Origin of the sequence: Shewanella psychrotolerans (assembly GCF_019457595.1) — a bacterium.
GTDB classification, from domain to species: Bacteria; Pseudomonadota; Gammaproteobacteria; order Enterobacterales; family Shewanellaceae; genus Shewanella; species Shewanella psychrotolerans.
Genome location: NZ_CP080419.1, coordinates 3,300,743 through 3,326,257 on the forward strand (window position 1 = coordinate 3,300,743; position 25,515 = coordinate 3,326,257).

23 protein-coding genes and 1 other annotated feature are annotated in these 25,515 nt (G+C 43.2%); of the genes, 6 read left to right on the forward strand and 17 right to left on the reverse strand.

Annotation, left to right across the window (positions count from 1 at the left end):
• Positions 1-79: 79 nt before the first annotated feature.
• Together K0I62_RS14620 and K0I62_RS14625 are read right to left on the reverse strand one after the other, a co-directional pair.
• A complete protein-coding gene (locus K0I62_RS14620) occupies positions 80-1,174 on the reverse strand; it encodes a response regulator transcription factor (protein WP_220068805.1) in 1,095 nt (364 codons plus the stop codon).
• Positions 1,175-1,176: 2 nt separating this feature from the next.
• Positions 1,177-3,198 carry a hybrid sensor histidine kinase/response regulator gene (locus K0I62_RS14625; protein WP_258405008.1) on the reverse strand — a complete coding sequence of 674 codons (2,022 nt, stop codon included), beginning with the start codon at positions 3,196-3,198 and terminating at the stop codon, positions 1,177-1,179.
• Between the two features lie 139 nt (positions 3,199-3,337).
• Between K0I62_RS14625 and nfo the strand changes: the two genes are divergently transcribed.
• Positions 3,338-4,192 carry a deoxyribonuclease IV gene (gene nfo, locus K0I62_RS14630; RefSeq protein WP_220068807.1) on the forward strand — a complete coding sequence of 285 codons (855 nt, stop codon included), beginning with the start codon at positions 3,338-3,340 and terminating at the stop codon, positions 4,190-4,192.
• Here the strand turns inward: nfo and K0I62_RS14635 are convergent.
• From K0I62_RS14635 to thrA, 4 genes are all read right to left on the reverse strand, one after another.
• Positions 4,189-4,488: a hypothetical protein gene (locus tag K0I62_RS14635; protein WP_220068808.1), complete on the reverse strand. Its 300-nt coding sequence runs from the start codon at positions 4,486-4,488 to the stop codon at positions 4,189-4,191. The two genes, nfo and K0I62_RS14635, sit on opposite strands and share 4 nt — an antisense overlap.
• Positions 4,489-5,111: 623 nt before the next feature.
• A complete protein-coding gene (gene thrC, locus K0I62_RS14640; RefSeq protein ID WP_220068809.1) occupies positions 5,112-6,392 on the reverse strand; it encodes a threonine synthase in 1,281 nt (426 codons plus the stop codon).
• A gap of 28 nt (positions 6,393-6,420) precedes the next feature.
• Entirely contained in the window at positions 6,421-7,356 is a 936-nt protein-coding gene (gene thrB, locus K0I62_RS14645; protein WP_220068810.1) for a homoserine kinase, read from the reverse strand.
• Positions 7,353-9,821 (reverse strand): bifunctional aspartate kinase/homoserine dehydrogenase I, encoded by a 2,469-nt coding sequence (thrA, locus tag K0I62_RS14650; RefSeq protein ID WP_220068811.1) that lies wholly within the window; start codon positions 9,819-9,821, stop codon positions 7,353-7,355. Before thrA ends, thrB begins: the two co-directional genes overlap by 4 nt.
• 755 nt (positions 9,822-10,576) lie before the next feature.
• Between thrA and slyD the strand changes: the two genes are divergently transcribed.
• A complete protein-coding gene (gene slyD / locus K0I62_RS14655; RefSeq protein ID WP_220068812.1) occupies positions 10,577-11,194 on the forward strand; it encodes a peptidylprolyl isomerase in 618 nt (205 codons plus the stop codon).
• Between the two features lie 148 nt (positions 11,195-11,342).
• Entirely contained in the window at positions 11,343-11,723 is a 381-nt protein-coding gene (locus tag K0I62_RS14660; RefSeq protein WP_220068813.1) for a hypothetical protein, read from the forward strand.
• Between the two features lie 72 nt (positions 11,724-11,795).
• Here K0I62_RS14660 and trpR read toward each other — a convergent pair whose 3' ends face one another.
• A complete protein-coding gene (gene trpR / locus K0I62_RS14665; RefSeq protein WP_220068814.1) occupies positions 11,796-12,071 on the reverse strand; it encodes a trp operon repressor in 276 nt (91 codons plus the stop codon).
• 242 nt (positions 12,072-12,313) lie between these two features.
• Here trpR and K0I62_RS14670 point away from each other — a divergent pair, with 242 nt between their 5' ends.
• A complete protein-coding gene (locus K0I62_RS14670; protein ID WP_220068815.1) occupies positions 12,314-12,775 on the forward strand; it encodes a c-type cytochrome in 462 nt (153 codons plus the stop codon).
• Between the two features lie 43 nt (positions 12,776-12,818).
• Here the strand turns inward: K0I62_RS14670 and K0I62_RS14675 are convergent, their stop codons facing one another.
• Positions 12,819-13,502, reverse strand: a complete 684-nt coding sequence (locus K0I62_RS14675; RefSeq protein ID WP_258405009.1) for a cytochrome b/b6 domain-containing protein — start codon at positions 13,500-13,502, stop codon at positions 12,819-12,821.
• A gap of 274 nt (positions 13,503-13,776) precedes the next feature.
• On the opposite strand from K0I62_RS14675, the gene hpf reads away from it, so the two are divergent.
• Complete coding sequence (hpf, locus tag K0I62_RS14680) at positions 13,777-14,151, forward strand: ribosome hibernation-promoting factor, HPF/YfiA family (RefSeq protein ID WP_220068816.1); 375 nt, start codon at positions 13,777-13,779, stop codon at positions 14,149-14,151.
• Positions 14,152-14,964: 813 nt separating this feature from the next.
• Positions 14,965-15,085: a sequence feature (Phe leader region), on the forward strand.
• 39 nt (positions 15,086-15,124) lie between these two features.
• Positions 15,125-17,101, forward strand: a complete 1,977-nt coding sequence (pheA, locus tag K0I62_RS14685; RefSeq protein ID WP_220068817.1) for a prephenate dehydratase — start codon at positions 15,125-15,127, stop codon at positions 17,099-17,101.
• Positions 17,102-17,201: 100 nt separating this feature from the next.
• Here the strand turns inward: pheA and K0I62_RS14690 are convergent, their stop codons facing one another.
• The 9 genes from K0I62_RS14690 to rpsP form a co-directional block, all read right to left on the reverse strand.
• Complete coding sequence (locus tag K0I62_RS14690) at positions 17,202-17,537, reverse strand: hypothetical protein (protein ID WP_220068818.1); 336 nt, start codon at positions 17,535-17,537, stop codon at positions 17,202-17,204.
• Between the two features lie 171 nt (positions 17,538-17,708).
• The gene (locus K0I62_RS14695) at positions 17,709-18,761 is read right to left on the reverse strand and encodes an FAD-binding oxidoreductase (protein ID WP_220068819.1); all 1,053 of its coding nucleotides are present in this window, start codon (positions 18,759-18,761) and stop codon (positions 17,709-17,711) included.
• Positions 18,762-18,822: 61 nt separating this feature from the next.
• The gene (gene hcp, locus K0I62_RS14700) at positions 18,823-20,487 is read right to left on the reverse strand and encodes a hydroxylamine reductase (protein ID WP_220068820.1); all 1,665 of its coding nucleotides are present in this window, start codon (positions 20,485-20,487) and stop codon (positions 18,823-18,825) included.
• 294 nt (positions 20,488-20,781) lie between these two features.
• Positions 20,782-21,921, reverse strand: coding sequence for a bifunctional chorismate mutase/prephenate dehydrogenase (gene tyrA, locus K0I62_RS14705; RefSeq protein WP_220068821.1), 1,140 nt, complete (start codon positions 21,919-21,921; stop codon positions 20,782-20,784).
• 14 nt (positions 21,922-21,935) lie between these two features.
• Positions 21,936-23,027, reverse strand: coding sequence for a 3-deoxy-7-phosphoheptulonate synthase (locus K0I62_RS14710; protein ID WP_220068822.1), 1,092 nt, complete (start codon positions 23,025-23,027; stop codon positions 21,936-21,938).
• Between the two features lie 377 nt (positions 23,028-23,404).
• Positions 23,405-23,755 (reverse strand): 50S ribosomal protein L19, encoded by a 351-nt coding sequence (rplS, locus tag K0I62_RS14715; RefSeq protein ID WP_220061669.1) that lies wholly within the window; start codon positions 23,753-23,755, stop codon positions 23,405-23,407.
• Positions 23,756-23,790: 35 nt separating this feature from the next.
• Positions 23,791-24,537 carry a tRNA (guanosine(37)-N1)-methyltransferase TrmD gene (gene trmD / locus K0I62_RS14720; protein WP_220068823.1) on the reverse strand — a complete coding sequence of 249 codons (747 nt, stop codon included), beginning with the start codon at positions 24,535-24,537 and terminating at the stop codon, positions 23,791-23,793.
• Between the two features lie 15 nt (positions 24,538-24,552).
• A complete protein-coding gene (gene rimM, locus K0I62_RS14725; RefSeq protein WP_220068824.1) occupies positions 24,553-25,083 on the reverse strand; it encodes a ribosome maturation factor RimM in 531 nt (176 codons plus the stop codon).
• Positions 25,084-25,103: 20 nt separating this feature from the next.
• Positions 25,104-25,355, reverse strand: a complete 252-nt coding sequence (gene rpsP / locus K0I62_RS14730) for a 30S ribosomal protein S16 (protein WP_033539792.1) — start codon at positions 25,353-25,355, stop codon at positions 25,104-25,106.
• Positions 25,356-25,515: the final 160 nt, after the last annotated feature.

Below are 25,515 nucleotides of genomic sequence, written 5' to 3' on the forward strand. Positions count from 1 at the left end.
TTAATATTTACTCACACTAATATGTAACTGACTCTAATGACGTGACTCAGATCAACTAAAATGAATTTAAAATAATAGCTTAAGTTGTGCTAGAGGATAGTACATCCATCACTTTAGCCAACGATGACTGCAAACGATTAAAGGATTCACTAGCCGAATTAACCTGCTTAAGGTTGCGCTCAATCATTGATGCAAAAAAATCTTCTTGCTCAATAGTCATATCAAGGACATGGAAGCTACTGCGGATCTCGGTTGTCATTCCAACCACTGCCGCACTAAAGCGCTCGTCATGTTCTAGCGTTGCCGTATTAATATTATCGATAAGCTCCTTTATATCAACAAATACCTTATTGAGCGTCTGTTGACGCTTAATATCGAGTACTCTCGCCTCTAATCCTTCGACAACAACCGCAATAATATCTCTTAAACGTCCATACAAAATCTCATCGTTAATTGGCATATTTTTAATCAAAAACGAGACATGCTTATCATTGCAAATGGTACGACAGCCAAAATCGAATAATCTGCCATGCTTATCGAGTAGCTCCAATATGTTCGACTCTATCGGACTAATTGTGCCATTTTGGGGAGTGAAGTATTCAATGCCCTCACCTCGGATCTCTAAACAGGTATTGAGATTAAGCTGGGCCATCAAATCAAAAAATGCAGTGGCTAGCGATTGATAGTCATTACACAAAAAACACTGACGAAAAAACTGTAATACCCCACCATATTGTGACGACTCAGTCATAGACTGAAACGCCATGTTACGCGACATAGACTCGGCTTGGATCAGGGAGCGTTTTTTAAGTTGATAATGGGCTACACTTGTCACTTTAGCAAGTAACTCTTTCATTTCAAAAGGTTTTGCAATAAAATCAACTGCATTCACCTCATAGGCTTTTAACCGCTCCTCAAGAGTATTCATCCCTGACACAAACACCACAGCGACATCATCATTGATCTGATTCAACTCTTTACACAAGGTTATACCATCAGCGTCAGGCAAGTTAATATCCATCAATACCACATCGGGCGTTCGTTGCTTCAACGCAGCACGAAAATCGGTAGCGCCAAAATAGCTACTCACTTTAAAATCATCTTGCAGCACCTCACAGATAAGCTCACAATAGTCCCTGTCATCATCTACAACCCATATATCCATATTTTCCATGACTACCGTTCCCCTTTTCTAAATTGCACTCCAACCCCTTCAAGACCTTTAACAAAAGCCTGAAAATCAAATGGCTTTTGTAATACTTCAAAGGGCAATTCCTCTCGGCGGCTAATACCTATATCGCCAACGAATCCAGAAATAAGCAATACAGGCACCTGACTGTTTTGGCAAAGATCAACAGCCAACTCGTAGCCATTTAGCCCGCCAGGCATTAACACATCTGATATCAACAAATTAAATTCATCGATCCTATTTCGATATTGCTCACGAACCATCACAGGATCGGTGTAGGCGCAAACCTCCATCCCCATCATCTGGCAATAATCTTTTAGCACTTCTAACAGATCTGGCTCATCATCAACAATCAAGACCTTAAAGGGTGATGATACCGTTGGATAAGTAAGATGTTTCAACGGTCGAGGGTTATGAACAGTTGCAGACTTCATTGCAGGGAACCAAAGTCGTATTTCGGTACCCTCATCACTGGTATCCATAATACTCATATAGCCATTGGAGCGTTTCACAAAACCATACACCATAGATAAGCCTAAACCAGTCCCCTTGCTCTTATCTTTGGTGGTAAAAAAGGGCTCGAACACCTTGTCTAATATGGCTTTATCAATGCCGGTGCCATGATCAATAACAGACACCCAAACGTAGTCTCTATTATCAGTCAGCACTGCATTCCCAACTCCAGGCAATTTGCCTGAAAGGTACTTTTCCCCCGTTTCGATAGTGATCACGCCTTCACCACCCATTGCATCTTTTGCGTTGAGCACTAAATTAATTAAAGCGTCTTCCAAATCTCCTCTATCAACACACACATCATGCATTTCCCTAGATTCTTTGATATCCAACTGCACCTGAGAGGTAAGCGACTTACCAATAAGCTCCTCAAGACTATCTATTACATCGTTAACTTGAAGCGGCTGAGCACTAAACTGCTCTTGTCTAGAAAACTGTAGCAATCGCCGAGTAAGATCCGTTCCCCGCTGGCATGCTTTTAATGCCGTAGCTAAATAGCGGTTTAAGCAATCATCACGATTTTTTAACCCCATCAACTCTAAGTTGCCCTTTAATACCCCCAAAATATTATTAAAATCATGGGCGACGCCTCCAACTAGCTGCCCTATCGCTTGCATCTTTTGAGTACGAGCCATGGTGTGCTGTAACAACTTTTGCTGCGTAATATCTCGTCCGACTAAGGTGAATAAACTGCCATCCATACTCTGATCATTAAGTGCAACTAAATGAGTATGCATGATCACTGTTTCTCCAGTAGCCGTTATACATTCAAGCTCCTCATCAAAATCTTGATGTAACGCGATCGCATCGAATAGCTCTCGGACTCTCATATCATCCGAATTAAAAAAAAGACTGATAGGTTTACCAATAAGCTGACTACGAGGATATTGACTAATAGAAGTCGCAGCGGTGTTGGCGTACATAATAACGGGGATATTCCCTAAACCTCGGCTGGCCACAACGATAAGATCTTCGCTATTACTGACAATCGACTGATAAATTTCAGCATCGATACTCCGTTCCATGTACCCATCACGATAGCTATGCCAGTCGATACTTTGCTGAACTAACATGCCAGCCATAGCGTCAGCAAATAAGCGATGAAATTGATTGAGAAATACAAACCAGCCATCAGCTGGTCGAAGAAAGAAAAGGTAAAAATCTTGGCCATCTATCGGCCAAACGGTAAATGATTGCCACTGATGAACAACTTTATCAGCACAAACAAAAGGCCATTGCTTGACCTGACGCCACAGAGTGATAAAACGCACAGAATCTCTGCACCAGCAAGTTACCTCTGCTGGCATTTCATCTTTAACTAGCTGATTGGACGACAAAATAAGAACTGACTCAGCCCCACTGATTTCAGCCAGCACACGGCACAAGGGCAAGAATATATCTTCGCCCTTAATAAAGCTGGCTTGTAATCGCCCTATTTGAGCTATTAACCTTGGGCCAAAATCAGTAAACTCAGATTGAGCAAGATCTTTAAACACAGTTAAGTCCATTCCAAAAAGATCAAAAAATAAAATAGTAGCGATGAGCTTTCTTCACATTGAGCATAGCGCAGCTAAAAAATTTCGCTGAAAATTCTTAGTCAATTTATAAACTTGTTTGTATAAAGGTACATAGAGAATGTTAAACAATCACTGGATAGGAGCACATGTAAGTGCATCAGGAGGCATTGCAAATGCTCCTCTAAACGCGAAAAAGATTGGCGCTAATGCATTTGCGTTGTTCACTAAAAATCAACGTAGATGGCAAGCTTCACCACTGTGCACAAAACAGATAGATGCCTTTTTGCAACATTGTGAAGAAGCAAAAATTTCTCTAGATGCAGTACTCCCCCATGACAGTTACCTGATTAACTTAGGTCATCCTGATCTCGCACAACTTGAACGCTCACGCGATGCATTTTTAGATGAATTACAACGTTGTGAGCAAATCGGTTTATCGCTATTAAATTTTCATCCAGGCAGTCATCTCAAGCAAATTAGCATCGATGATTGTCTTGCGCGCATAAGCGAATCGATCAATATCACGCTAGAAAAAACCCAAGGCGTTACCGCTGTGATCGAAAACACTGCTGGTCAAGGTTCAAATTTAGGGCATAGCTTTGAACAGCTAGCCCAAATTATTGATAAAGTAGAAGATAAATCAAGAGTTGGTATCTGTATCGATACTTGTCATATGTTTGCTGCAGGCTACGATTTAACAACCTTAGACGCATGTAAAAAAAGTTTTGCGCTATTCGATGATATTGTGGGATATCAATACCTCAAAGCAATGCATCTTAACGACAGTAAAACACCACTCAACAGCAGAGTCGACAGACATCAATCCCTAGGAGCTGGCTTTATCGGCAGCGAGGCATTCCGTTTCATCATGCAACTACCAGCAACTCAGCACATCCCCCTCATTCTAGAAACAATAGAACCCAACCTTTGGCCGCAAGAAATAAATTGGCTACGCAGCCAAACTAAGGGCTAAACAAGGCATTTATACACAATAGCGACCACTCTCGTCTGGTCGCTGTCTTCAATATTATCTATATGCAACCACACAATATGGGTACCGAGTAGCGCTTCGCCTTGGCGCTTAGCACTGATTTTTGCCTCTTTGACACCTTCGTCTCCTCTTCCAACGCCTGTGACGATGGCAAAGCTATCACAATGGGTCACCTCGAAGTCATAGGCTTCATTTATACGAGAATAGAGCTCAGGTTCATTTGCTGCGCAGCCTCCAAGCAATCCAATGGCAAGTAGCCCAAATAATCGTTTAAACACGTCATACCCGTAGAATAAATAGTAGTAATCTCAATCAGTATAAGAAAGTGAGCTACTCAGCGTGTTTTTTGGCGACTCATTCAAGGCGAATGGGTGATGGAACGGTTATTCCCTTGTGAGGCCATTCAACACTGACGTTGGGAGGTAAAAAAACACGCCTAACTGCCGAGTTTTAGCGCTTTTGATACTGCATTAACGAGTTTGCCTCTAGTTCAACGATGCTTATCACTCGTTGCAAACAACAAGGTCTTGCATGTTCCCTATATATTTAAGAGATTCTCTCCGTCCCTAAAATCTTTAATGCAGGAGCAATTAAAGTCCTTGCCTCATAAGCGCTAAGCGCTAGTGCTAAATCGTCGCTGAGCGTTAAAATCTTTATACTGATTGATATAAGATAATGAAATTAAATCAGTTTATAAGTGATAACTATCACGTAAATGGGTTCTACAAAGTTACATTTAGCGACATTCGTTGTAAAAAGTGCAGCCGAAAAAGATGAAAGCCACACTTGTGAGCAATAAGATAAAAAAATGGGATCAACGGCAGGGAAATACAACAAGCCAAAAACAAAAAAGAGCTAAGCAAAATAGCGGCTTAGCTCTATCGTTATCTAGTCATAAGGCTTATAACGTTGCAAAAAGATGCGCTTTTAAATCGGTAAAATTAGCTTGCAACGATGCAGATAAAATAGGCTTATCTTTTACCGCGTCTAATTCTGGTGGCAATGGCACTTTAATATCGAGAGCTTGCTCAACCACGTCTTTAAACTTAGCAGGATGAGCTGTACCCAAGAAAATCCCCGCTTCTTTATCTTCCATAGTCAACGACAAAGCTTTAGCTGCGATAGCGGCATGAGGCTCTGACAGGTAACCCGCTTGATGAAGTTGAGCTAAAGAATCTTGAGTATCTGATTCCGATAAGCCGATCCCGGTAATATCAGATAGACTCCACCCCATGGCTTCAACTATCGCTTCAACTCGAGGCCAATTACTTGGCTCAGATACATCCATCGCATTCGACATAGTGGCGACGGTCTGGTGAGGTAACCAATCACCAAGCGCTAAATAACGCGGCACAGTATCATTACTATTGGTTGCGGCAACAAAGCGTTTCACAGGGAGTCCCATCGCTCGGGCAAACAATCCCGCCGTAAGGTTACCAAAGTTTCCGCTTGGCACCGAAATAACAGGATCACAATCATTGGTACGCTTAAATTGTGCAACCGCCTCAAAGTAATAACAAATTTGCGCTAATAAACGACTAATATTAATTGAGTTTGCCGAATTTAAATGCAGATCCTCGCGAACATCTCTGTCCTCAAATGCCGCTTTAACCAGATCCTGACAGGCATCAAAATCTGATTCGACTGAAACCGTATGAATATTTCGCCCTAAAGTGGTAAACATCTTTTCTTGCAACAGGCTAATTTTTCCTTTGGGATACAAGACCACAACTTGGATCTTATCTAACCCATAAAAAGCATCTGCCACTGCAGCACCAGTATCTCCGGATGTGGCAGTTAAAATCGTAATTTTATCTTCAGTCGCCAAAGCATTAAGACACTGAGCCATAAATCTTGCCCCAAAGTCCTTAAATGCTAAGGTTGGACCATGAAACAACTCTAAACAATAGCGTTTATCGTCAGCTTTAACCAAAGGCAACTCGAAGTTAAATGCGTTTTCAACTAACTTATCGACCAGCTCTTGACCTAACTCTTGCGCTAACCAAGCCCCCATAATATGTTTCGAACGCTCAACAAATGGCATTGCCAGCAGTGCATCCACATTATCGAGCACTGGGATTAACGTCGGAAAAAACAATCCTCTATCTTGACCTAACCCAAGCTTTACAGCCTCGGTGAAACTCACTTTCTGAGACGGGTGTTTTAAATTATATAGTTCCATCTTTTACGCCTTAACTGGTTAATAATGCTCAATCCACTCGACGAGTGCCTTGGGTATCAATCTGACATATATGAGAAAAACCCATACTTGGTTTTATATAGTGGCTATCGAGCCATGCTTTTGCGGCGATAGCAGTATCAAGATCATCGGTCACTGAAAACAGCGTCGGGCCACTTCCAGAGATCCCCGTGGTTAACATGCCCAGTCCGGCTAACGATTCACGAGCCAGCTCATAGCCAGGGATCTCACTGGCCCGATAGGGCTCAGCCAAAACATCCTTTAATACTGCAATAGCCAAAGGGGCATCTTGCTTATAGCTTGCATGAACGAAGGCACTTAAATAACGGCCAAAATCAATCGCCACTGATTTATCGTAAACATCAGGCAGTAACGCGCGCATCTTAGCGGTCGACAATGAAATCCCTGGATAAGCGACTACCCAATACCAATTTCTAAAAACTGGTAATCCTTCGCATATTGAAGTGGGCGTATCGAGCATCAACTGCATTCCACCTAAATAACAGGGTGCAACATTATCATAGTGTATAGAGCCACTAATTTTGCCTTCAAACTCTCCCATTAATCTGAGCAGAGCCTGTTGGTCATAGGGACGTTCAAAGTACTCATTTAGCGCATACAAAGCCGCTACAACAGACGATGCACTAGAGCCTAAGCCACTTCCCACAGGAAGATTTTTTTCCAGCGTCATTGCAACACCAGTATCGACGTCTAATTGCGCTAAGAAAAATTCAGCACATTGGTAAACAATATTTTCCTTTGGATCGACTGGGAGCTTATTGGCCCAATGTCCTGTCAATGACAAGCTGATCCCAGACGAGCTCGATTCGATACTGACTCGATCCCCTAAAAGAGACCCATCGATAGGGGCCAGTGCAGCGCCAAGTAAATCAAACCCAACGCCAACATTACCCATCGATGCAGGGGCGTAAACCGTTAAACTCATACCCCCATCTCCCTTGTCCAGTTTAATGTTCTCAGTAGATCGGCAAAGGCACCCGCCGCAGTCACATCTGTACCCGCACCATATCCTCTAAGCACAAATGGAATTGGTTGATAATAACGGCTATAGAAAGCGAGTGCATTTTCACCGCCTTTAACGCTATAAAGCGGATCATTTGCATCGACTTCAACTATCTTGACTCGGCAACCTTGATCATCTATCTGACCGACATAGCGAAGCACTCTGCCCGCGGCTTTCGCATCGGCGACTCGCAATGCGAGCTCCTCATCCAGCTTAGATAGATTTTGCATAAATGACTCAACATCACCCGATGCATCGAAATGGCTAGGTAAAACCGACTCAACAACAATATCAGCAAGCTCGATTTCCATCCCCACTTCACGGGCTAAAATGAGTACCTTACGTGCCACATCCATCCCACTAAGATCGTCTCTCGGATCTGGCTCAGTAAAGCATTTCTCCCGGGCAATTTTAGTTGCCTCAGACAAGGTCATGCCCTCATCTAACATACCAAAGATGTATGATAATGAGCCCGACAGAATGCCGTTAAACCGCTGTAACTTATCACCAGCAAACAGCAGCTTTTTCAAGTTATCGATCACAGGCAAACCCGCACCTACCGTAGTTTCATACAGAAACTGACGGCGCTGTTTCAATGCGGTTTGGCGCAGAGCACGATAATAGCCAAGATCACGAGTATTGGCCTTCTTATTTGGCGTCACGACGTGAAGCCCAGCGTTCATGACATCTAAGTATTTGTCAGAGACATATTCACTCGAAGTACAATCAACCAATACTGGATTTAACAGTTGCTGCTCTTTGGCCCATGCCAACATTTGGTCTAAATCGCAGCTTTGCTGGCTATCGGACAACAGCCCCTGCCAATGGGTTAAATCGACACCTTGAGCATCGAGCAGCATCTGTTTAGAATTAGCGATACCGCAAACTCGAATGGTGATGTGTTGCTGTTTTAACATCTCAGATTGCTGCTTGATCTGTTCGAGTAATCCCGCGCCCACATTGCCACATCCAACAAGAAACACATCGAGATAATGTTGAACATCGAAGAAGCTTTGGTGACAGGCCGAGATTGCATGCTTAGTTTTGCGCAGCTCAATAACCGCCGAAATAGAGCGTTCCGATGAACCTTGAGCGATGGCGACAATGTTAACATTTGCCTGTGCCAATGCTTGGAAAAACTTACCAGCGACCCCTTTATGGGTGCGCATTCCATCACCAATCAGTGACACTATGGCCAAATGATGGCGCATCTCTATCTTTTCAAGAATGTCACTTTTGAGCTCCAATTCAAACTCAAGCTCTAAGGCTTGGCGCACTTTGTTAGCATCTTGAGTGGCGACACAAAAACTAATGCTGTATTCAGATGAACTTTGAGTGATCAGAGATACCGACACTCCAGAGCGAGATATTGCACCAAGAGTACGGCTCGCCATGCCAACCATGCCCTTCATCCCAGGGCCAGCAATATCAAACATGGTTTGATCATCTAAATTTGAGATAGCTTTAACATTCAGACCTGTCTCATCTGCTTGATTAGAGACTAAGGTACCGGGAGCTTCAGGGTTAAAACTATTACGGATATAACAAGGAATATGGTACTGGGCAATAGGAGAAATCGTCTTAGGGTGAAGCACTTTTGCACCAAAATAAGAGAGTTCCATTGCCTCTTGGTAACTCAACTGAGTAAGTAACTTAGCATCTGCGACAACTCTAGGATCTGTGTTGTAAACGCCATCGACATCGGTCCAAATCTCACAGCAACTAGCACCAATACAGGCCGAAAGCACCGCCGCAGAATAATCCGAACCATTACGACCAAGTGTGACGATACGGCCATCTTTATCGCCTGCGGTAAATCCAGGCATCACCCAAACTTGATGGGCATCGAGTGATAAGGTCCCAAAGCGTTGCTTGCTGGCGACAATATCGACCACCGACTCAAGCACTTCTCCAGAACCGACGAACAGCTGTTGTGGCACCAATTGATTTGCAGAAATAGAGCGAGCTAACATCAACTGCTCCATCAAAGCTGCCGACATTCTTTCACCGCCAACGACAATCTCAGCACGAACATAATCGGGACACTCACCCAATAAAACAACACCTCGTAACTTATCTTTCCAGAGAGCGAGTTGTTTATCTAACACCTCTTGGAGTCCCAACGACTGTGCTGGTGTTAATTTGTTCTCTGCGGCTTTTTCCCATAAATCATCAAATACGCGTTTAACACTTTCTAGCACCGGCACAAACTCACCACCAGCAATGGCCAGATCAACCATCTCCAACAAACCATTGGTCACAGTTGCTGGCGCCGACAACACAACCGCAATGCTTTCCTGCTGTGCACTATTGGCCACGATATCGGCTGCGCTACGAAAGCGTTGCCAATTAGCAAGCGAGGTACCGCCAAACTTCATTACTTTCATATCATTCTCCTTGTACCGCGCACCCTAGAAACAAAAAAGCCCGCTCCTTGGTGGGGAGCGGGCTTAAATTAATACATTTTTTGAGTATATTCAGCCGGCCCCCACGATAGTAATCGTGGTGGTTGTAATAATGGTGGTCACTACAAGATTGAGGCTAAACATTAAAATTCGCTATTAACAATTCATTTGCATTTAAGTGGTAACAGAATTGCCTTTTTTGTAGGCAACTGTCAACCCCCTTTTAGCAACTTTATTAAAAATAGTCCTCCCAGGCCAAGAATACCGCCAACAATCACATAGAGTATTTATAAAACGAAGAAAATGCTCATTACAGGTAAAACCACCTTTAATACTCTTTACGTAAACGTAAGGAGGAGGTGAATTAACCCCTTAAATAATAACAGGTAAATTCAAGCAAAAATTATTAACCGGTAAAAATAGCCATTTGTCACGGCAAGTTCACCCAATCGACAATAACGTTAAATACTGAATCATTATTTGGATGGGTTCCCTCGATAAGATATCACTCATGTTGAAGCAAAAAACATCTCATCACTAGGGAGCGTATTTAAGGTGCGATCTATTCGCTCATCAATTGAGTTAATTTTGTAGTTGAGTGTTTGATCACAAAATTCAGCAATTACTAATAGAACAGAGAACAAATTCGACTATTTTCCTCAAAGAAGCAGAGCTAGGTCATCGCCAAGGCGCCAAAAGCAAGATAAAATGCCGCCACATTCTGAATTGGAGGCGATATGATAATCACCCAACACAAAGCTGTTAGCATCCATTACCGCTTAACAAACCAGCAAGGTGAGTTAGTTGAAAGTTCATTTGAAGGCGAGCCAATGCTTTACCTTCATGGTGCAGAAAACATGATTCCAGGCCTCGAAGCTGCATTAGAAGGTAAAACTGCTGGCGATAAGCTTGAAGTGACTATTGAAGCTGAACAAGCTTATGGTCCTTATCACGATGGCTTACGCCAAGATGTTCCACTTTCAGCTTTTGGTGATATCGAAGATATCGTTCCTGGTATGCGCTTTATTGCAGAGACAGAAATGGGCCAGCGCCCAGTTCAAGTGACGGAAGTCAAAGATGAAGTCGTTGTCGTAGACGGTAACCATCCTTTAGCTGGCCAAACACTCAACTTTAGTGTTGAAGTGCTTTCTGTTCGCGAAGCAACTGAAGAAGAGATCGCGCACGGCCATATTCACGCTAGCGGTGGTTGTGGAAGCCATGAGCATAGCCATGAAGGTGGATGCTGCGGTGGTGGAGACGATCATAGCCACGAAGGCGGATGTTGCAGTGACGACAATGCCAAAGAAGCTAAAGAAGGTTGTGATGGTAACGGCGGATGCGGTTGTCGTCACTAATCTTAATAGGTTAAAAGCGTATTAACGCAGTACTACCCAGGTAGTAATATTCTAAGCTGGCAGCCTTTTATCTAGGCATAGCCAGCTTTTTTATTTTAGACTTACTGTAGTGACGGCAGGAAGCTGATAGGGATACAGGAAAACAACAATGATCACACGTTCCATCTACGAAGTCTTACCGACGAGCTACCTGATACTTGGCAGTTCAACCATAGCGTTAAATCAGGAAGCTATCGCTGTTTCATTGGCTTTAGTCGTATTTATTCTTGGCGCCAAAATTTACAATATGCGTTCTCAGAATCGACGTACCGACCCATCCAAGAAACGTAAGCATGGTATGCTACCTCTAGCTATCTATAATTTTGTCCCCTTTATCTACATACTAAGTTCAATGTTGGTTTTTCGTTTTGCCAACTCAGCCTTGGTCTCATCAATTGGGATAGCGTTACTTTGTTATGCCCTGTATATATTGATGCAACGTGCAAGTTATCGCAGGCACTTACAGCCCCAGAGCCATAGGTTCTTTTAAGATCAGATTAGGCAAGCCTTCTGTCACCTCACACATCAATGGTAAAAGCGCTATTTTGATGCTTAATGTCGATTATAAAATTAGTGCCTTAATCGTCTCACGCTGCTCATTATTCATATGCTTAAGATAATTAGAACAACGGGTGATTGTCGCAATACTAATCTCAAACTCGGCTGCAATTTGTCTTTGGCTCATCTCGCCTTGAAGTAGCACCTGAAAAACTTTTAAACGCCCAGCAATCGCGCTTCGCTCCTCTTCGGTTAACAACAATTCAAACAGATCTATGAGTGCACAATGATCTTGATGAGCAACCACCTTTTCTAAAACTAAATCCCAATTTGCCCGCACTGACGCCTCACTGTACTTGTTGACCATTACACTAGTGTAGCAACAAACCACCTTAAAACGCTATATTAAAATTGTGCTAAATCCACAGGGACAGCCCCTTGTTTTATAAAACGGCGACAAAACACATTTAGCAACAAACTTTAAAATTTCATTTCTAAAAAATCATTAGTATCTGATAGTTAATTACCATTACAATGTATGAACTCGATCACATAAACTAGGAATTCGTGAGGATAAGCCAAATGAAAAAACAGCTAAAATTAAGTCTACTCGCACTAGCAGGAAGCGCACTACTTGCATCAGCAGTACAAGCAAATAACTTTGAAGAAACAGATGATGCGATTCATTATCGTCAATCTGCATTTGGCTTAATCGCACACAATTTCGGCGATATGGGAGCAATGCTAAAAGGTAAGAAGCCATTTGACGCTGAAGTATTCGCTATGCGCGCTCAAAACGTGGCGGCTTTGAGTCAACTTCCTGCCGAAGGATTTGTAGCGGGATCAGATAAAGGTGAAACAGATGCTCTAGCCAAAATCTGGAGCGAAAAAGCCGAATTTGATAGCAAAATGAACCAATTTCAAGAAAATTCAGCAAAGTTAGCTGTCGCTGCAAAATCAGACGACAAAAATGCCATCAAAGCAGCGTTTATGAACACAGGGAAAAGCTGTAAAGGCTGCCATGATGTTTATAAGAAAGACTAAATAAAATAGGATTAGCGGCATAAGTCGCTAATCCTTCATTATCTTAAAGCATTGCAGTTAAGGGCAAAATAAGATAATTAACAGCAAGCCCAGCCAAGAAACATACTAGAACCAAGGCTATCAAATTTGACTTAAATCTAAGCTCAGTAGCAATATCCAGAGTTACATGTTTATAGCCCGTGATCATTGCACCAACTAATTTGTCCCCTTTTATACCGTGCACTATTACCGCCAATATATGCATCCCAGCCAATACTAACAGCAAATTAAAATTCATTTTATGCAACCAAGTTAATAGACTACTCACGTCACTGCTCACTAAATTGTAAAGCGGCCCTTCAGTAAAAACCTCATCTGTTGCAAATAGCCCACTGGTCAGTTGCACTAATATGACGAAAATCATAGTAACAACCATGTATCCACCTAATGGATTATGGCCCACACTGGTTCGATTGGGTTGCTTGACGTAATGCAATACATGCTGTGGTGACTTTACAAAGTGGCTAAATCGCGAGGTGTCGCTACCGATAAAGCCCCACACAAGACGAAATAAAATCAGCACCATTAGGCTGTAAGCAAAAACTTGATGCCATTGCATCTCCCCCACCTCAGCACTCCACCATAACGCGCCTAATAGAGCCACCATCCCCCAATGGAATACTCGAGTAGGAAGATCCCACACTTTCAATTTTATCTTGTTATTCTCACTTGAATCTTGGATAGACACCGAGTTCTCTCATACAACGGAAGAAGATGCTATTGATGATATTTGAAGCAAAGCAGGGAGGCAAATAGAATTACACGCTAGCGGTTATCCACTCAAATATGAGCCTTAACTAGTGCAATTACAAGCCTGTTTTGGTGTTTATTTACTAAATTTGTCTAAGGGGTCAAATAAAGAACGAACGGATAATTAAGCACTACCAAATATGATCTAGATCACATTTTAACTGCACCATATTGGTAATCTGAACTCAAGGAAACAACGAAAGGTTTGACATATGATAAAGATTACAAGTAAAGATTTCGAAGTCACAGCTCCTATCCGTCAGCGCATTGAAAGTCGTTTGGAGAAACTAAGTAGACACGATATTCAGTTGATAAACCCGCATGTAATCATAACTCAAGAGAAGCAAGGTTTTAAAATAGAGGCTTCGGTTGGTATTCCAAGTAACACACTATTTGCCCAGGCAACAGACAACGATCTCTATGCTGCAATTAACGCGATGGGCCAGAAGTTAGAAAAACAGCTTAACCGTATTAATCACAAACCAGAAGGAGCTCGTAGAGCGGTTCCAGCAATCGAAAATGAAGCGACAAGTGAAGATTTTGACAACGAATACGATGAATCTTTAGAGAAGGAGTATATAGCTTAGCAATAGTACAAAGGATACCGTAGCTGAAAGTAGCCACCTTGAAGTCATAAAGGAATACAGCTAACTCATTAGCAACTTAGCCTTCGGTATCCGAAAGAGTAGTTCGATAGTTAATCACTATGATGTTCGATGTACAGCAAAGTAAAAGAGGGGCAAGGCGAGAGTATCAGCCTTAACAGGTTATCCACTAACCGAAGGAAATTAGCTAATGAGCTAGCGATGTCGTCACCCCTTGTTATACTGATAGTAAGCAGCAAGATTAACATTAGTCAAACAATGCAAAGGAGAACGCTGACACTTAAATTCGATTTTGCGATACATACAAAAACGACGACTAAAACAGCCTAAAGGTTGCGTGATGAACCAAGAGGATATTAGCTAACAAGCTTACCCAATATAGTCGTCTCTTTATTGATAGTGGAACCTATTTCACAGTTTACAAGTGAATATAAATGGTTCTCAGATACGATGAGGAGAGAGTAAAATTTGAGTGATAGGCAATTGAGTTTTTGAAGGTGACTAATTAAAGCCAAGCAAGGTGAATAACATACTTGCAAAGGAACATAGCTAATGTCATAGCATGGTCGCCTGTTTGGTAACTGACCCCTGACATGTTAACTGTACAGATCCACTGATTCAGGTTCTTAGTGTTTTATCGGGAGGGTATCTTAGATTTGAAAGTGTTATCCTTGCTCCAACTAAGCGCATCATTTAGGTGCGCTTTTTCATGTTTTTTAATAAGCAGATAAATTCTCATATTGAATAACTTTTCATTGACACTCACTAGCCTAGTGATCTAATTTGAATGCTATGAAAAATTCAAGCAACGCAGTTTTTACTTTCTTTTTTATTCCACCCTTCTAGGGAGGCGGAATTTCGGTGTAAAAACGAAAGTGAAAATTCCAAAGCCTCCCATAAGGGGGGCTTTTTATTTTATAAAAATCAAAAATATAGTTCAATTATAGAGGAACGCATGACCAAACCACATCCCCTAAATCAAACACGGGAGCAGATCACCGCACTCGACAATGAACTATTGGCATTACTCGCTAAACGTCGTGATTTGAGCCTAGATGTTGCACGAAGCAAAGAGGTGGACATTCGCCCAATTCGTGATACTCAACGAGAAAAAGAGCTATTAGCTAGATTGGTAAAGCAAGGACGTGAACAAGGGTTAGATGCACATTATGTCCTCTCGCTCTATCAAAATATTATCGAAGATTCAGTACTAAACCAACAAGCCTATCTGCAAAGCAGAGCGAATCCTGACTTACAAAAACAGCAATATAACATTGCCTATCTCGGTGCCCGAGGCTCTTATTCCTATCTAGCCGCGACACGTTATTGTGAACGACGCCAAGTTGATATGCAGGATTTAGGTTGTAAAAGCTTCGATGAGATAGTCCAAGCCGTTGAATCAGGGCACGCAGATTATGGTTTTCTACCTATCGAAAACACCTCATCAGGATCGATAAATGAAGTTTATGATGTTCTCCAACACACGAGTCTAGCAATCGTCGGAGAAACAACCATTGAAGTCGGGCACTGCTTACTTGGACATTCAGGAGCTCAACTCAAGCAAATAAAAACCGTTTACGCTCATCCACAGCCCATTAGTCAGTGCAGTCGATTCTTAAGCCAACACCCAGACTTAAAGTTAGAATATTGCTCTAGCAGTGCTGAAGCGATGGAAAGAGTACTAGATAGCAATGATCTAACCGTCGCTGCTATTGGCAGTGCAGAAGGCGGAGCGCTATACCAGCTCGAAGCGATAGAGAAAGAACTAGCAAACCAAAAAGTCAATCAGAGCCGTTTTATCGTTGTCGCTCGTAAGGCAATTGCGGTGCCTGAGCAGCTGCCTGCAAAATCTACCCTAATTATGGCCACGGGCCAAAAACCAGGCGCCTTAGTAGAAGCGTTGTTAATTCTCAAAGCTCATAACCTTAACATGAGTAAATTAGAGTCTAGACCAATCCCTGGAACACCATGGGAAGAGATGTTCTACCTAGATCTCGACGCAAACCTTTCCAGCGAAGCGATGCAAAAAGCGCTAAAAGAGCTAGAGCGCATTACGCGTTTTATCAAAGTGCTTGGATGCTATCCCTGTGAAACAGTCAATCCTACACAGCTAAGCAATAGTCAGCTGATGATTGAACCAAGTACCAGCAGAGCCCCAGAGCTGAACACTAAGCAAAATAACGAAACTCATCCTCGCGCTAGCTTGAGGCAAAAAAATCAGTTAACCCAAGTAAAACATGGACGACTAAGCGTCGGTGATGGCCAATTTGGCGCCTTAGCTCAAATTGAACTAAACACAGATATCCAAACCTATGGTCAAACAGCAAAGCAGATCAAAGAAGCGGGTTTTCAAGCCGTTGTGATAACAGGTTTAAACAATGCTCAGCATCCTAATCAATTACTCGATGAGATGAAGCGTGCACTGCACCAGTTCGACCTAAGCTGTGTGGTTGAGGTTGAGTATGAAACAGAGTTAAAACTGGCAACAGATCATGGTGACTTACTACTTATATGTGGTAAACAGATGCACAACAGACCACTACTGAAAAAAGTAGGTTCACTGCATATTCCCGTCATACTCGAGCGCAACACTATGGCCAGTATCGATGAACTTCTCGATGCAGCCGAACTCATCCTCTCCAAAGGGAATCAACAAGTGATCCTTTGTGAAGCAGGCGTAAGAACCTTTAACGAGACATTAAAACCTACACTGGACTTAGCTGGATTAGTTAATATCAAATCACTCAGCCATCTCCCGATTATCGTCAATACCAGTTACGCCTGCAATGCTACCGATGCGCCCGTTCAAGCCGCTGCAGCAAAACAGCTTAATGCAGATGGATTGATCATCTCTTTAATGGACGAATCCACTCTCTTAGATGAACAACTATTAACTGCGAGTCGATGTTTAGGCGAAATATATCGAGCTTAGCAGCAATTGAGTGGGCAATAGAACCAGAAAAGAGGACATATGTCCTCTTTTCTGTCTTAGTGTAATACACGAATAATACCCAATATAAACCACACTAGGATTAAATAGGCTGACCGTCAACCAACGCCATCCAACCTTTTATCGTACGGTGGCAAAACCAAAATAATGATAAGACAACAAGGGTAATGGCTAACCATGTTTGAGACACAATGTAGGCTAATACAAGTAAAGAAAGCATGGTCACTATCGACCATCTTTGCCAACGAATATGGGAATAAAGCAGCTGACTCATCTTGTGACTTTTCTGAGAGCAATTGATCACTAACCCCAAAATAGGTGGCAATAAAAACAGCGGGAAAGCCAACATCAAACCATAAAGCAGATGACCAAGACTATGATCATCAAGGGCAATGCGCGAAGACGTTGTCGATATCATAAGCTGGTCACTCCAAAGCTGACAAACTAGGTTTATAAAAAATTTGGGTTGCTATAATAACCATACTTTGTCAGACCTATTTGCGCAAATTTGTCACACAGGAAAAGACGCTCTTATTCATCTAACCGCGCATTCCCCTCCTTGTTTCTAGTTTTACGTTAATGCACAAAATTAACTTAATGCTATGTTTACGTTAGACTTAATTTTGGTTGAACAAGCTAAAATGTATCCACTCGCAATATCTTCAGCGGTTAGTGTCATCTGGCTACTCGACTCAGTTTCACCACTAACAACCTTACATTTACACGCCCCGCACACACCTGAACGACACGCTGCAATAATGGGTAAGCCTTCGGCTTCAATCCCTTCAAGTACGGTTTGATCTGCGAACAACGGTGTCTTAACATCGCCTATATGCAACATAAATGGGGCTGAGGCTGTGGTAGGAGTTAGCTGCGAAATCATCATAGGAGCATCACCAAAACTCTCTTGATGATAGCGAGTCATATCGAAACCTGCTTGCTCAAGCATCGTTTTGACCGCCTGCATATAGGGGGCTGGACCGCAGACAAATATGGTTCGCTCTTTGTAATCGGCCACAGCAGATGCTAAAGAGACTAACGACAGGCGTCCCTGATAACAGTCCATATCTGCAAGCTCTCCCGTCTCCAAGCAATAATCTAACGAGAAGTGTTCATGGCGTTGCGCTAGCTGCTGTAAAGCCTGATGGAAAATCAGATCTTGTGGCGATTTAGCACTATGGAAAAAAGCAATATCGCTGCCGATCTGTGTATCGGTCAACCAGCGAGACATAGAATACATAGGCGTAATACCGCTACCAGCACTTAAAAAAAGATATTTATCGGCTTCAATATCGACCAAATTAAATGCACCATCAGGCCCTTGAGCGGTAATGCTATGTCCCGGCTGCAAGTGATCCACTAAATAATTTGATACTACTCCGCCCTCTATGCGCTTTACCGTTACCACGATTGAATAAGGGCGAGATGGCGATGAAGAGATGGTATAGCTGCGCGCAACGGCTTTACCATTAATATTAAGCATCAAGGTGATAAATTGGCCTGGCTTAAAGTGAAACTTAACACTCTGTTCGCCCTGAAAGCGAAAACTAGTGACATCGTGCGTTTCTTGCCAGCGTTCGACACACGTTAAACGTACCTCGCCATGTTGCCAGGTCGCAGAATGATATTGTTGGCTGTTCATAGAGTGATTTACCCAGACAAAAGAGAACGCCTATGACATTAGTCATAGGCGCTTAGAGGAGTTATGCAACGCTTAGGATATCGTTAAGATCAGCTTCGACGGTTGTTGTGGTGCGCAGACCAAACTTGTCTTCCAAAATCTTAGCCAGATTTTCAGTTAAGAAAGCGGGCGCTGTCGGGCCTGTGCGAATATTCTTCACGCCCAATGATAACAAGGTCAAGAGGATCACAATTGCCTTTTGCTCAAACCATGACAAGACTAAGCTCAATGGCAGTTCGTTGATCTCACACTCAAACACCTCTGACAGTGCAATGGCTAACTGAATAGCAGAGTACGCATCGTTACATTGACCAATATCCAATAAACGCGGAATACCATTAATATCGCCAAATGCAAGCTTGTTAAACTTGTACTTACCACAACCCAACGTCATGATAATTGAGTCTTTTGGCGCTGCGGTTGCGATATCGGTAAAGTAGCTACGCTCAGACTTATCCCCGTCACAACCACCCACAAGGAAGAAATGTTTAATCGAACCATTCTTCACATTTTCAACCACGGCAGGAGCAGCAGCCATTAACGCATTTCGAGCAAAACCTATGGTGATAAGATGGGGGATCTCATCATAGATAAAGCCTTCTAGCGATAGTGCTTTATCGATCACCGCAGAGAAATCATCACCAACAATATGGGTTACACCTGGCCAGCCAACGATGCTGCGGGTGTAAATACGGTCAGAGTAATCGCCTACGTTTGGATCGATAATACAGTTAGAGGTCATCACTACCGCACCAGGGAAGTTCGCGAACTCTTTCTGTTGATTCTGCCACGCACTGCCGTAGTTACCGACGAGGTGTGGATACTTTTTAAAGGCGGGGTAAGCCAGCGCTGGCAACATCTCTCCATGGGTAAAGACATTGATGCCCTTGCCTTGTGTCTGTTCTAAAATCAGCTCTAAGTCTTTCATATCATGGCCAGAGACCAAAATCGCTTTGCCTTTCACTGCAACAGTGTTGACTTGTGTCGGCTCAGGGTGACCAAAGGACTCTGTCTCGCCGGTATCTAACATCGCCATCACGCGATAGTTCAGCTGACCAATCTCCATTGCGGTGGCAAACAGTTTGTCAGCATCTTCTGAATCTGAGCCAAGGAAAGCCATTATTTCATGGAAATTAGCCGCGACATCGCTATCTGTTTGCTCCAGTACACGCGCATGCTCCATATAAGCTGCCGCGCCTTTTAGGCCATATAAACAAAGTAAACGTAGGCCCATAATATCTTCGTGGACACTGTCTTTACCGCGATTAGGTGCCGCTTGAGCGGCTTGAGCAAGCATTTCAGGCTTAGATGTGCCCAATATTAATGATGCGGCAGGAATAAGCGTATCGACCGCTTTGCCAGTCTCAGCACATGCTGCTTCATAGGCTACTTTTAAGCGGTTGCGATAACCATCAGCCTGATTGACGTAATCGAGTAGGCGTTCGTCATCAAAGTTGACGTTTGTTAGTGTGGCGAAAAAGGCTTTAGGAACAAAGGCGTCAATCTCACTATCAACAATATCAAACTCTCTTGCCTTAACGGCATAGGCTGAAACACCCTGAAGTAAGTAGATCAATAGATCTTGCAGATCTGAAGTATCTGACAACTTACCGCACATACCTTGAGAATAACTACAGCCATTACCCGCTGGGGTTCTAATCGTTTGCTCACACTGAATACAAAACATTACAACTACTCCTAGTTTTAATCATGCTTTTATTTTGCATGTTTTGATAAAGTCTACTGCGACTTGGTCATCACCAAAAGTGATTTATTGGAGTAATGTGGCAAACTATGAGGCAGATCAAATTAGCAAAGATGCAATTAATGCGGGGTGTTTATACCTACATACAAGGAACATAAGGGAAAATGGACAATAACCTACTTTTATTCCATAAAAAAACCTGATCTAGATTGTGTGAATCTAAGCTCAGGTTTTAGGTTGAAACTCTGCAGCAATCATTGTGCTTTTAGGCGATGACTAGCCCGCTTTCATGTCGTTGACCGATTGCAACATAGCGCGACTCTCCCGTTGAAATTGTGGTGCGAAATCACCAAACCAATTAGCCACCTCTTCAAACTGATCGATAAACCCTTGGCGATCACCAGACTTTAATAGTTCAAGTGCCTGGGTATAATTCTCCAAATAATCACCGATTGCCGTCAAGCTTTCGCGCTGAGCATAGATAATATCGGCATAAAGTTCGGGACTTTGGGCGAAAAGACGCCCTACCATCGCCAGTTCTAACCGATAAATTGGCGAGCTAAACTGCAATAGGTTATCGATATCTGCGGCTTCACGATAAAGATTAAGTCCATAAACAAATGATGAGAAGTGACGCATCGCCTGTACCAACTGCATCGCCTTGTCATGCTTTTGCGCATCAGCCTCAACCAATCGAGCGCCCCAAATCTTGATCTGCTCCATCAGCCATTCATATTTATCCTGACCACGACCATGGCACACCACAACCACCTGCTTCGCGAGACTGCCAACATCTGGGCCAAACATGGGATGAAGCCCAACCACTGGGCCTCTGTGCGCCGTTAGCATGGCATCGAGCGGCTTGGCTTTTATCGAGGTTAAGTCAGCTAAGATGCACGACGCAGGCAATTGACCCAGCTTGTCAGCAATCAACTCACAAGTAATACTGATTGGCACTGTCACGATAACTAAACCTGCACCATCAAAAATGGAATCAGCGCGCTGCCAATCATCTTTGTCTAGCGACTGAACCTGATAGCCAGATAGTCGTAACATTTGGCTAAACAGTCCACCGAGCTTACCTTCACCACCGACAATCACCACATGACCAAGATCAGTTTTAACCTGTTTAAAGCCCACATCCTTCTCATTAAGGTAAGATTCACGCATTAAACGGCGTAAAATATCTTCGATAAGCTGAGGAGAGACATTCATATTGGCCGCTTCTTCGCGGCGCTTGGCAAGCATGGATGCTTCACGCTCTGGCGCATAAATCGGCACACCAGCGGCATGCTTTACCGCACCGACCTGACCGACGAGATCGAGGCGTTTACGCAGTAGGTGCAGTAATTGTTGATCGACATTATCGATATGTCCGCGAAGTTTTTCTAACTCCTCGGTGGTTTTTTCATTCATTTGTTGGCTATCCATCAAGCATTTACTGCCTTGAGCATATCAAACCTTGTCGGTAAAACCGAAGTTAATTGTGCCGCACCTTGGCGCAGTAATTGCTCAGTCGTCTGCCAATTAATACAGGCATCCGTAACCGACACACCGTAAGCTAACTCACTCAGCGGCTTATCACTACTTTGATTGCCTTCATTTAGGTGGCTTTCAAGCATAACACCGATAATTGATTGATTACCGTTTTCTATCTGATTGAAAACATCTTGGCATACCGCTGGCTGCCTGCTGTGATCTTTAGATGAATTGCCATGGCTGCAGTCAACAATTAGGCGAGCATTGAGTTTGGCTGCATGCAGTTGAGTTTCACACTCTGCGACACTGGCTGCATCATAATTTGGCGTCTTTCCACCGCGTAAAATGACATGGCCATCTGGATTACCGGCCGTTTGCAACAATGCCACCTGCCCTTGCTGGTTAATCCCCATAAACCGATGACTACTGGCTGCTGATTCAAGCGCATTGATCGCAACCCCCAGTTTGCCATCTGTCCCATTTTTAAAACCAACAGGCATAGACAAGCCTGATGCCATCTCTCTATGAGTCTGCGATTCAGTGGTACGAGCACCAATTGCCGACCAAGTGATTAATTCAGACAGGTACTGCGGGCTAATAGGATCGAGAGCTTCGGTTCCGACAGGGAGTCCAAGCTCTGCAAGCCAAATCATTAACTCTCGCGCCATACGAAGTCCTTTTTCGACATCGAATGATTCATCCATATCAGGGTCATTAATCATTCCTTTCCAGCCAACCGTTGTCCGAGGCTTCTCGAAGTAAACGCGCATCAGAATGTAAAACTCATCTTGTAACTCATCATGGAGTTTTTTTAATTTGAGTGCATATTCCTTTGCTGACTTGATGTCATGAATCGAACATGGACCGCTGACGACCAACACTCGATTATCTCGCTTATGAACAATATCCGAGACTGTCTTTCTCGCATTAAGCACATATTGGTAGGCAGCGTCCGACAAAGGTAGTTGTTGCTTTAACTCTTCTGGAGTCACCAATACTTGTTCAGAACTAATATGGACATTATTAATTGTGTCTTGCTGCATACCTGTCACCAACCTAATCTCTGTTATTTACTCACGACTACATTTAAATATAAATATTACAATAGCTGACGACGCCACCGCAATACCGTAATAGTACACCATTACAACTTAGGGTAACTATGCCTGTGGATTGAGATCAGATCAAGCAGAAATTACCATCAATTGTAAAATTCAACTTTAGTGATTAGAGTGAGAGCTTGAAGACTTGGAAAATTGTCAATTCACTCGTTCGACGTCAAACTCCTGCAGCAAACATGACTTTCAAACAGATAAATCGATATGATCACCAACATTTATGCAGGCCCTAAAACACAAAAACCCGCCATAAGGCGGGTATTTGTGCGAACACTGCATCTTGTTTTACTTGAAGCGATTTCTTACTTAGAAAGCTTCTCACGGATACGTGCAGACTTACCTGAACGATCACGTAGGTAGTAAAGCTTAGCACGACGTACACGGCCGCGACGCTTAACTTCGATGCTAGAGATGATTGGGCTGTGAGTTTGGAACGCACGCTCAACACCTTCACCATTAGAGATCTTACGAACTGTGAATGCAGAGTGCAGACCACGGTTACGCTTTGCGATTACAACGCCTTCGAAAGCCTGTAGACGCTCTTTACCGCCTTCAACAACACGTACTTTAACAACTACTGTGTCACCTGCACCAAACTGTGGTACGTCTTGCTTCATTTGCTCATCGTTGAGCATTTTAATGATGTTATTCATGAATAAACTCCATACTAGATATAACTGACCATTTGTTACTCACCCTTTTGGGCGGCATCGACAAATTCGGCTAGTAGCTTAGTTTGTTCGTCAGTCAGAGCTAGATTTTCAAATAATTCTGGTCGTCGTAACAAAGTTCTTCCGAGACTCTGCTTAAGACGCCAGCGTCTAATATGTTCGTGGTTACCACTTAACAACACTGCCGGTACATCGATACCATCAAGGCTTTCAGGTCGAGTATAGTGTGGACAATCCAGTAAACCATCAGAGAAGGAATCCTGCTCTGCTGATGCTTGCTTTCCAAGAACCCCTGGAACCAAACGTGATACTGAATCAATCAGAGTCATCGCTGGCAATTCACCGCCCGAAAGCACGTAATCGCCAATAGACCACTCTTCATCCACTTCCGTTTGAATAATGCGCTCATCGATACCTTCGTAGCGACCACACACTAATATCAAACTCTCTGATTTAGCTAACTCTTCGACGCCTTGCTGAGTCAGCTTGCGTCCTTGAGGAGAAAGGTAAATCACCTTCGCCTTCTCTCCAGCAGCCGCTTTGGCTGCATGGATGGCATCGCGTAGAGGTTGCACCATCATCAACATGCCAGGTCCGCCGCCATAAGGCCGGTCGTCCACTGTGCGATGTTTATCATGGGTGAAATCACGAGGATTCCACGTTTGCAACTCCAGCAAGCCGTTGCTAACGGCCCGACCCGTTACACCAAAGTCTGTTACGGCACGAAACATCTCTGGAAACAGGGTTACTACCCCTAACCACATCTGTTGTCCCTCGACTTAGAAGTCCGGATCCCAATCCACTAAAATTTGTTTGTCCGATAGGTTCACCTCAATGATGAACTGCTCAGTAACAAAAGGAATCATACGTTCCGTTTTGCCAAAGCCATCTTTCGCATTCGCTTTTACAAGGAGTACGTCATTCGATCCTGTTTCCACGATCTGTTCGACTTTCCCCATGTCGTAGCCTTTGGTATTCACTACTTTACAGCCGATCAAATCACGCCAGTAGAACTCGTCTTCAGGCAACTCTTTCATCGACTCAGCAGGAATGGCAATCTCACAATTAGTGAGCATTTGCGCTTGGTCTCGAGTGGTTATGCCTTCGAGTGCAGCGATTAACGCCTTACCCTGAAAACGCCACTGGTCAACCTTAACCTCGCGCCATTCACCTTGCTCTTTAATCAACCAAGGTGAATAGTCAAAAATATCTTCGGCAGAATCGGTATAGCTAGTGATCTTCAACCAACCTTTAATACCGTGACATGAGCCTAATTTGCCCAGTACGATAGGGTCTTGGTGACTACTCATTAATCTATACCTTAACGCTATTAAGCAGCAGCTTTACGAGCGTCTTTGATCAATTTTGCTACACGATCTGTAGTAGCAGCACCGTTAGCAACCCAGTGTTCTACACGATCAAGATCTAAGCGAAGTGCTTCTTCTTGACCTTGAGCAACAGGGTTGAAAAAGCCAACACGTTCGATGAAACGACCGTCACGAGCATTGCGGCTATCAGCAACAACGATGTTATAAAATGGACGCTTTTTTGCGCCGCCACGAGCTAAACGAATGGTAACCATGCGTCTTTATCCTCTAATGATTTACCCTTTAAATGGGGCAAAAATAAAAACTGGAACCCCGTGTTCGCGAAGAGTCCCAGATAGAAAGCCGCACGATTCTACCTGAATCGGCGACGAATGCAACATTTTTACACGACAATACTCTACAGCATATGACTTA

Excerpts from the sequence above, each read along its gene's own strand:
- K0I62_RS14620 (WP_220068805.1), bottom strand. The coding sequence starts at position 1,174 with ATGGAAAATATGGATATATGGGTTGTAGATGATGACAGGGACTATTGT.
- nfo (WP_220068807.1), top strand. The coding sequence starts at position 3,338 with ATGTTAAACAATCACTGGATAGGAGCACATGTAAGTGCATCAGGAGGC.
- thrC (WP_220068809.1), bottom strand. The coding sequence starts at position 6,392 with ATGGAACTATATAATTTAAAACACCCGTCTCAGAAAGTGAGTTTCACC.
- thrB (WP_220068810.1), bottom strand. The coding sequence starts at position 7,356 with ATGAGTTTAACGGTTTACGCCCCTGCATCGATGGGTAATGTTGGCGTT.
- thrA (WP_220068811.1), bottom strand. The coding sequence starts at position 9,821 with ATGAAAGTAATGAAGTTTGGCGGTACCTCGCTTGCTAATTGGCAACGC.
- slyD (WP_220068812.1), top strand. The coding sequence starts at position 10,577 with ATGATAATCACCCAACACAAAGCTGTTAGCATCCATTACCGCTTAACA.
- K0I62_RS14660 (WP_220068813.1), top strand. The coding sequence starts at position 11,343 with ATGATCACACGTTCCATCTACGAAGTCTTACCGACGAGCTACCTGATA.
- K0I62_RS14670 (WP_220068815.1), top strand. The coding sequence starts at position 12,314 with ATGAAAAAACAGCTAAAATTAAGTCTACTCGCACTAGCAGGAAGCGCA.
- hpf (WP_220068816.1), top strand. The coding sequence starts at position 13,777 with ATGATAAAGATTACAAGTAAAGATTTCGAAGTCACAGCTCCTATCCGT.
- pheA (WP_220068817.1), top strand. The coding sequence starts at position 15,125 with ATGACCAAACCACATCCCCTAAATCAAACACGGGAGCAGATCACCGCA.
- K0I62_RS14690 (WP_220068818.1), bottom strand. The coding sequence starts at position 17,537 with ATGATATCGACAACGTCTTCGCGCATTGCCCTTGATGATCATAGTCTT.
- K0I62_RS14695 (WP_220068819.1), bottom strand. The coding sequence starts at position 18,761 with ATGAACAGCCAACAATATCATTCTGCGACCTGGCAACATGGCGAGGTA.
- hcp (WP_220068820.1), bottom strand. The coding sequence starts at position 20,487 with ATGTTTTGTATTCAGTGTGAGCAAACGATTAGAACCCCAGCGGGTAAT.
- tyrA (WP_220068821.1), bottom strand. The coding sequence starts at position 21,921 with ATGAATGAAAAAACCACCGAGGAGTTAGAAAAACTTCGCGGACATATC.
- K0I62_RS14710 (WP_220068822.1), bottom strand. The coding sequence starts at position 23,027 with ATGCAGCAAGACACAATTAATAATGTCCATATTAGTTCTGAACAAGTA.
- rplS (WP_220061669.1), bottom strand. The coding sequence starts at position 23,755 with ATGAATAACATCATTAAAATGCTCAACGATGAGCAAATGAAGCAAGAC.
- trmD (WP_220068823.1), bottom strand. The coding sequence starts at position 24,537 with ATGTGGTTAGGGGTAGTAACCCTGTTTCCAGAGATGTTTCGTGCCGTA.
- rimM (WP_220068824.1), bottom strand. The coding sequence starts at position 25,083 with ATGAGTAGTCACCAAGACCCTATCGTACTGGGCAAATTAGGCTCATGT.
- rpsP (WP_033539792.1), bottom strand. The coding sequence starts at position 25,355 with ATGGTTACCATTCGTTTAGCTCGTGGCGGCGCAAAAAAGCGTCCATTT.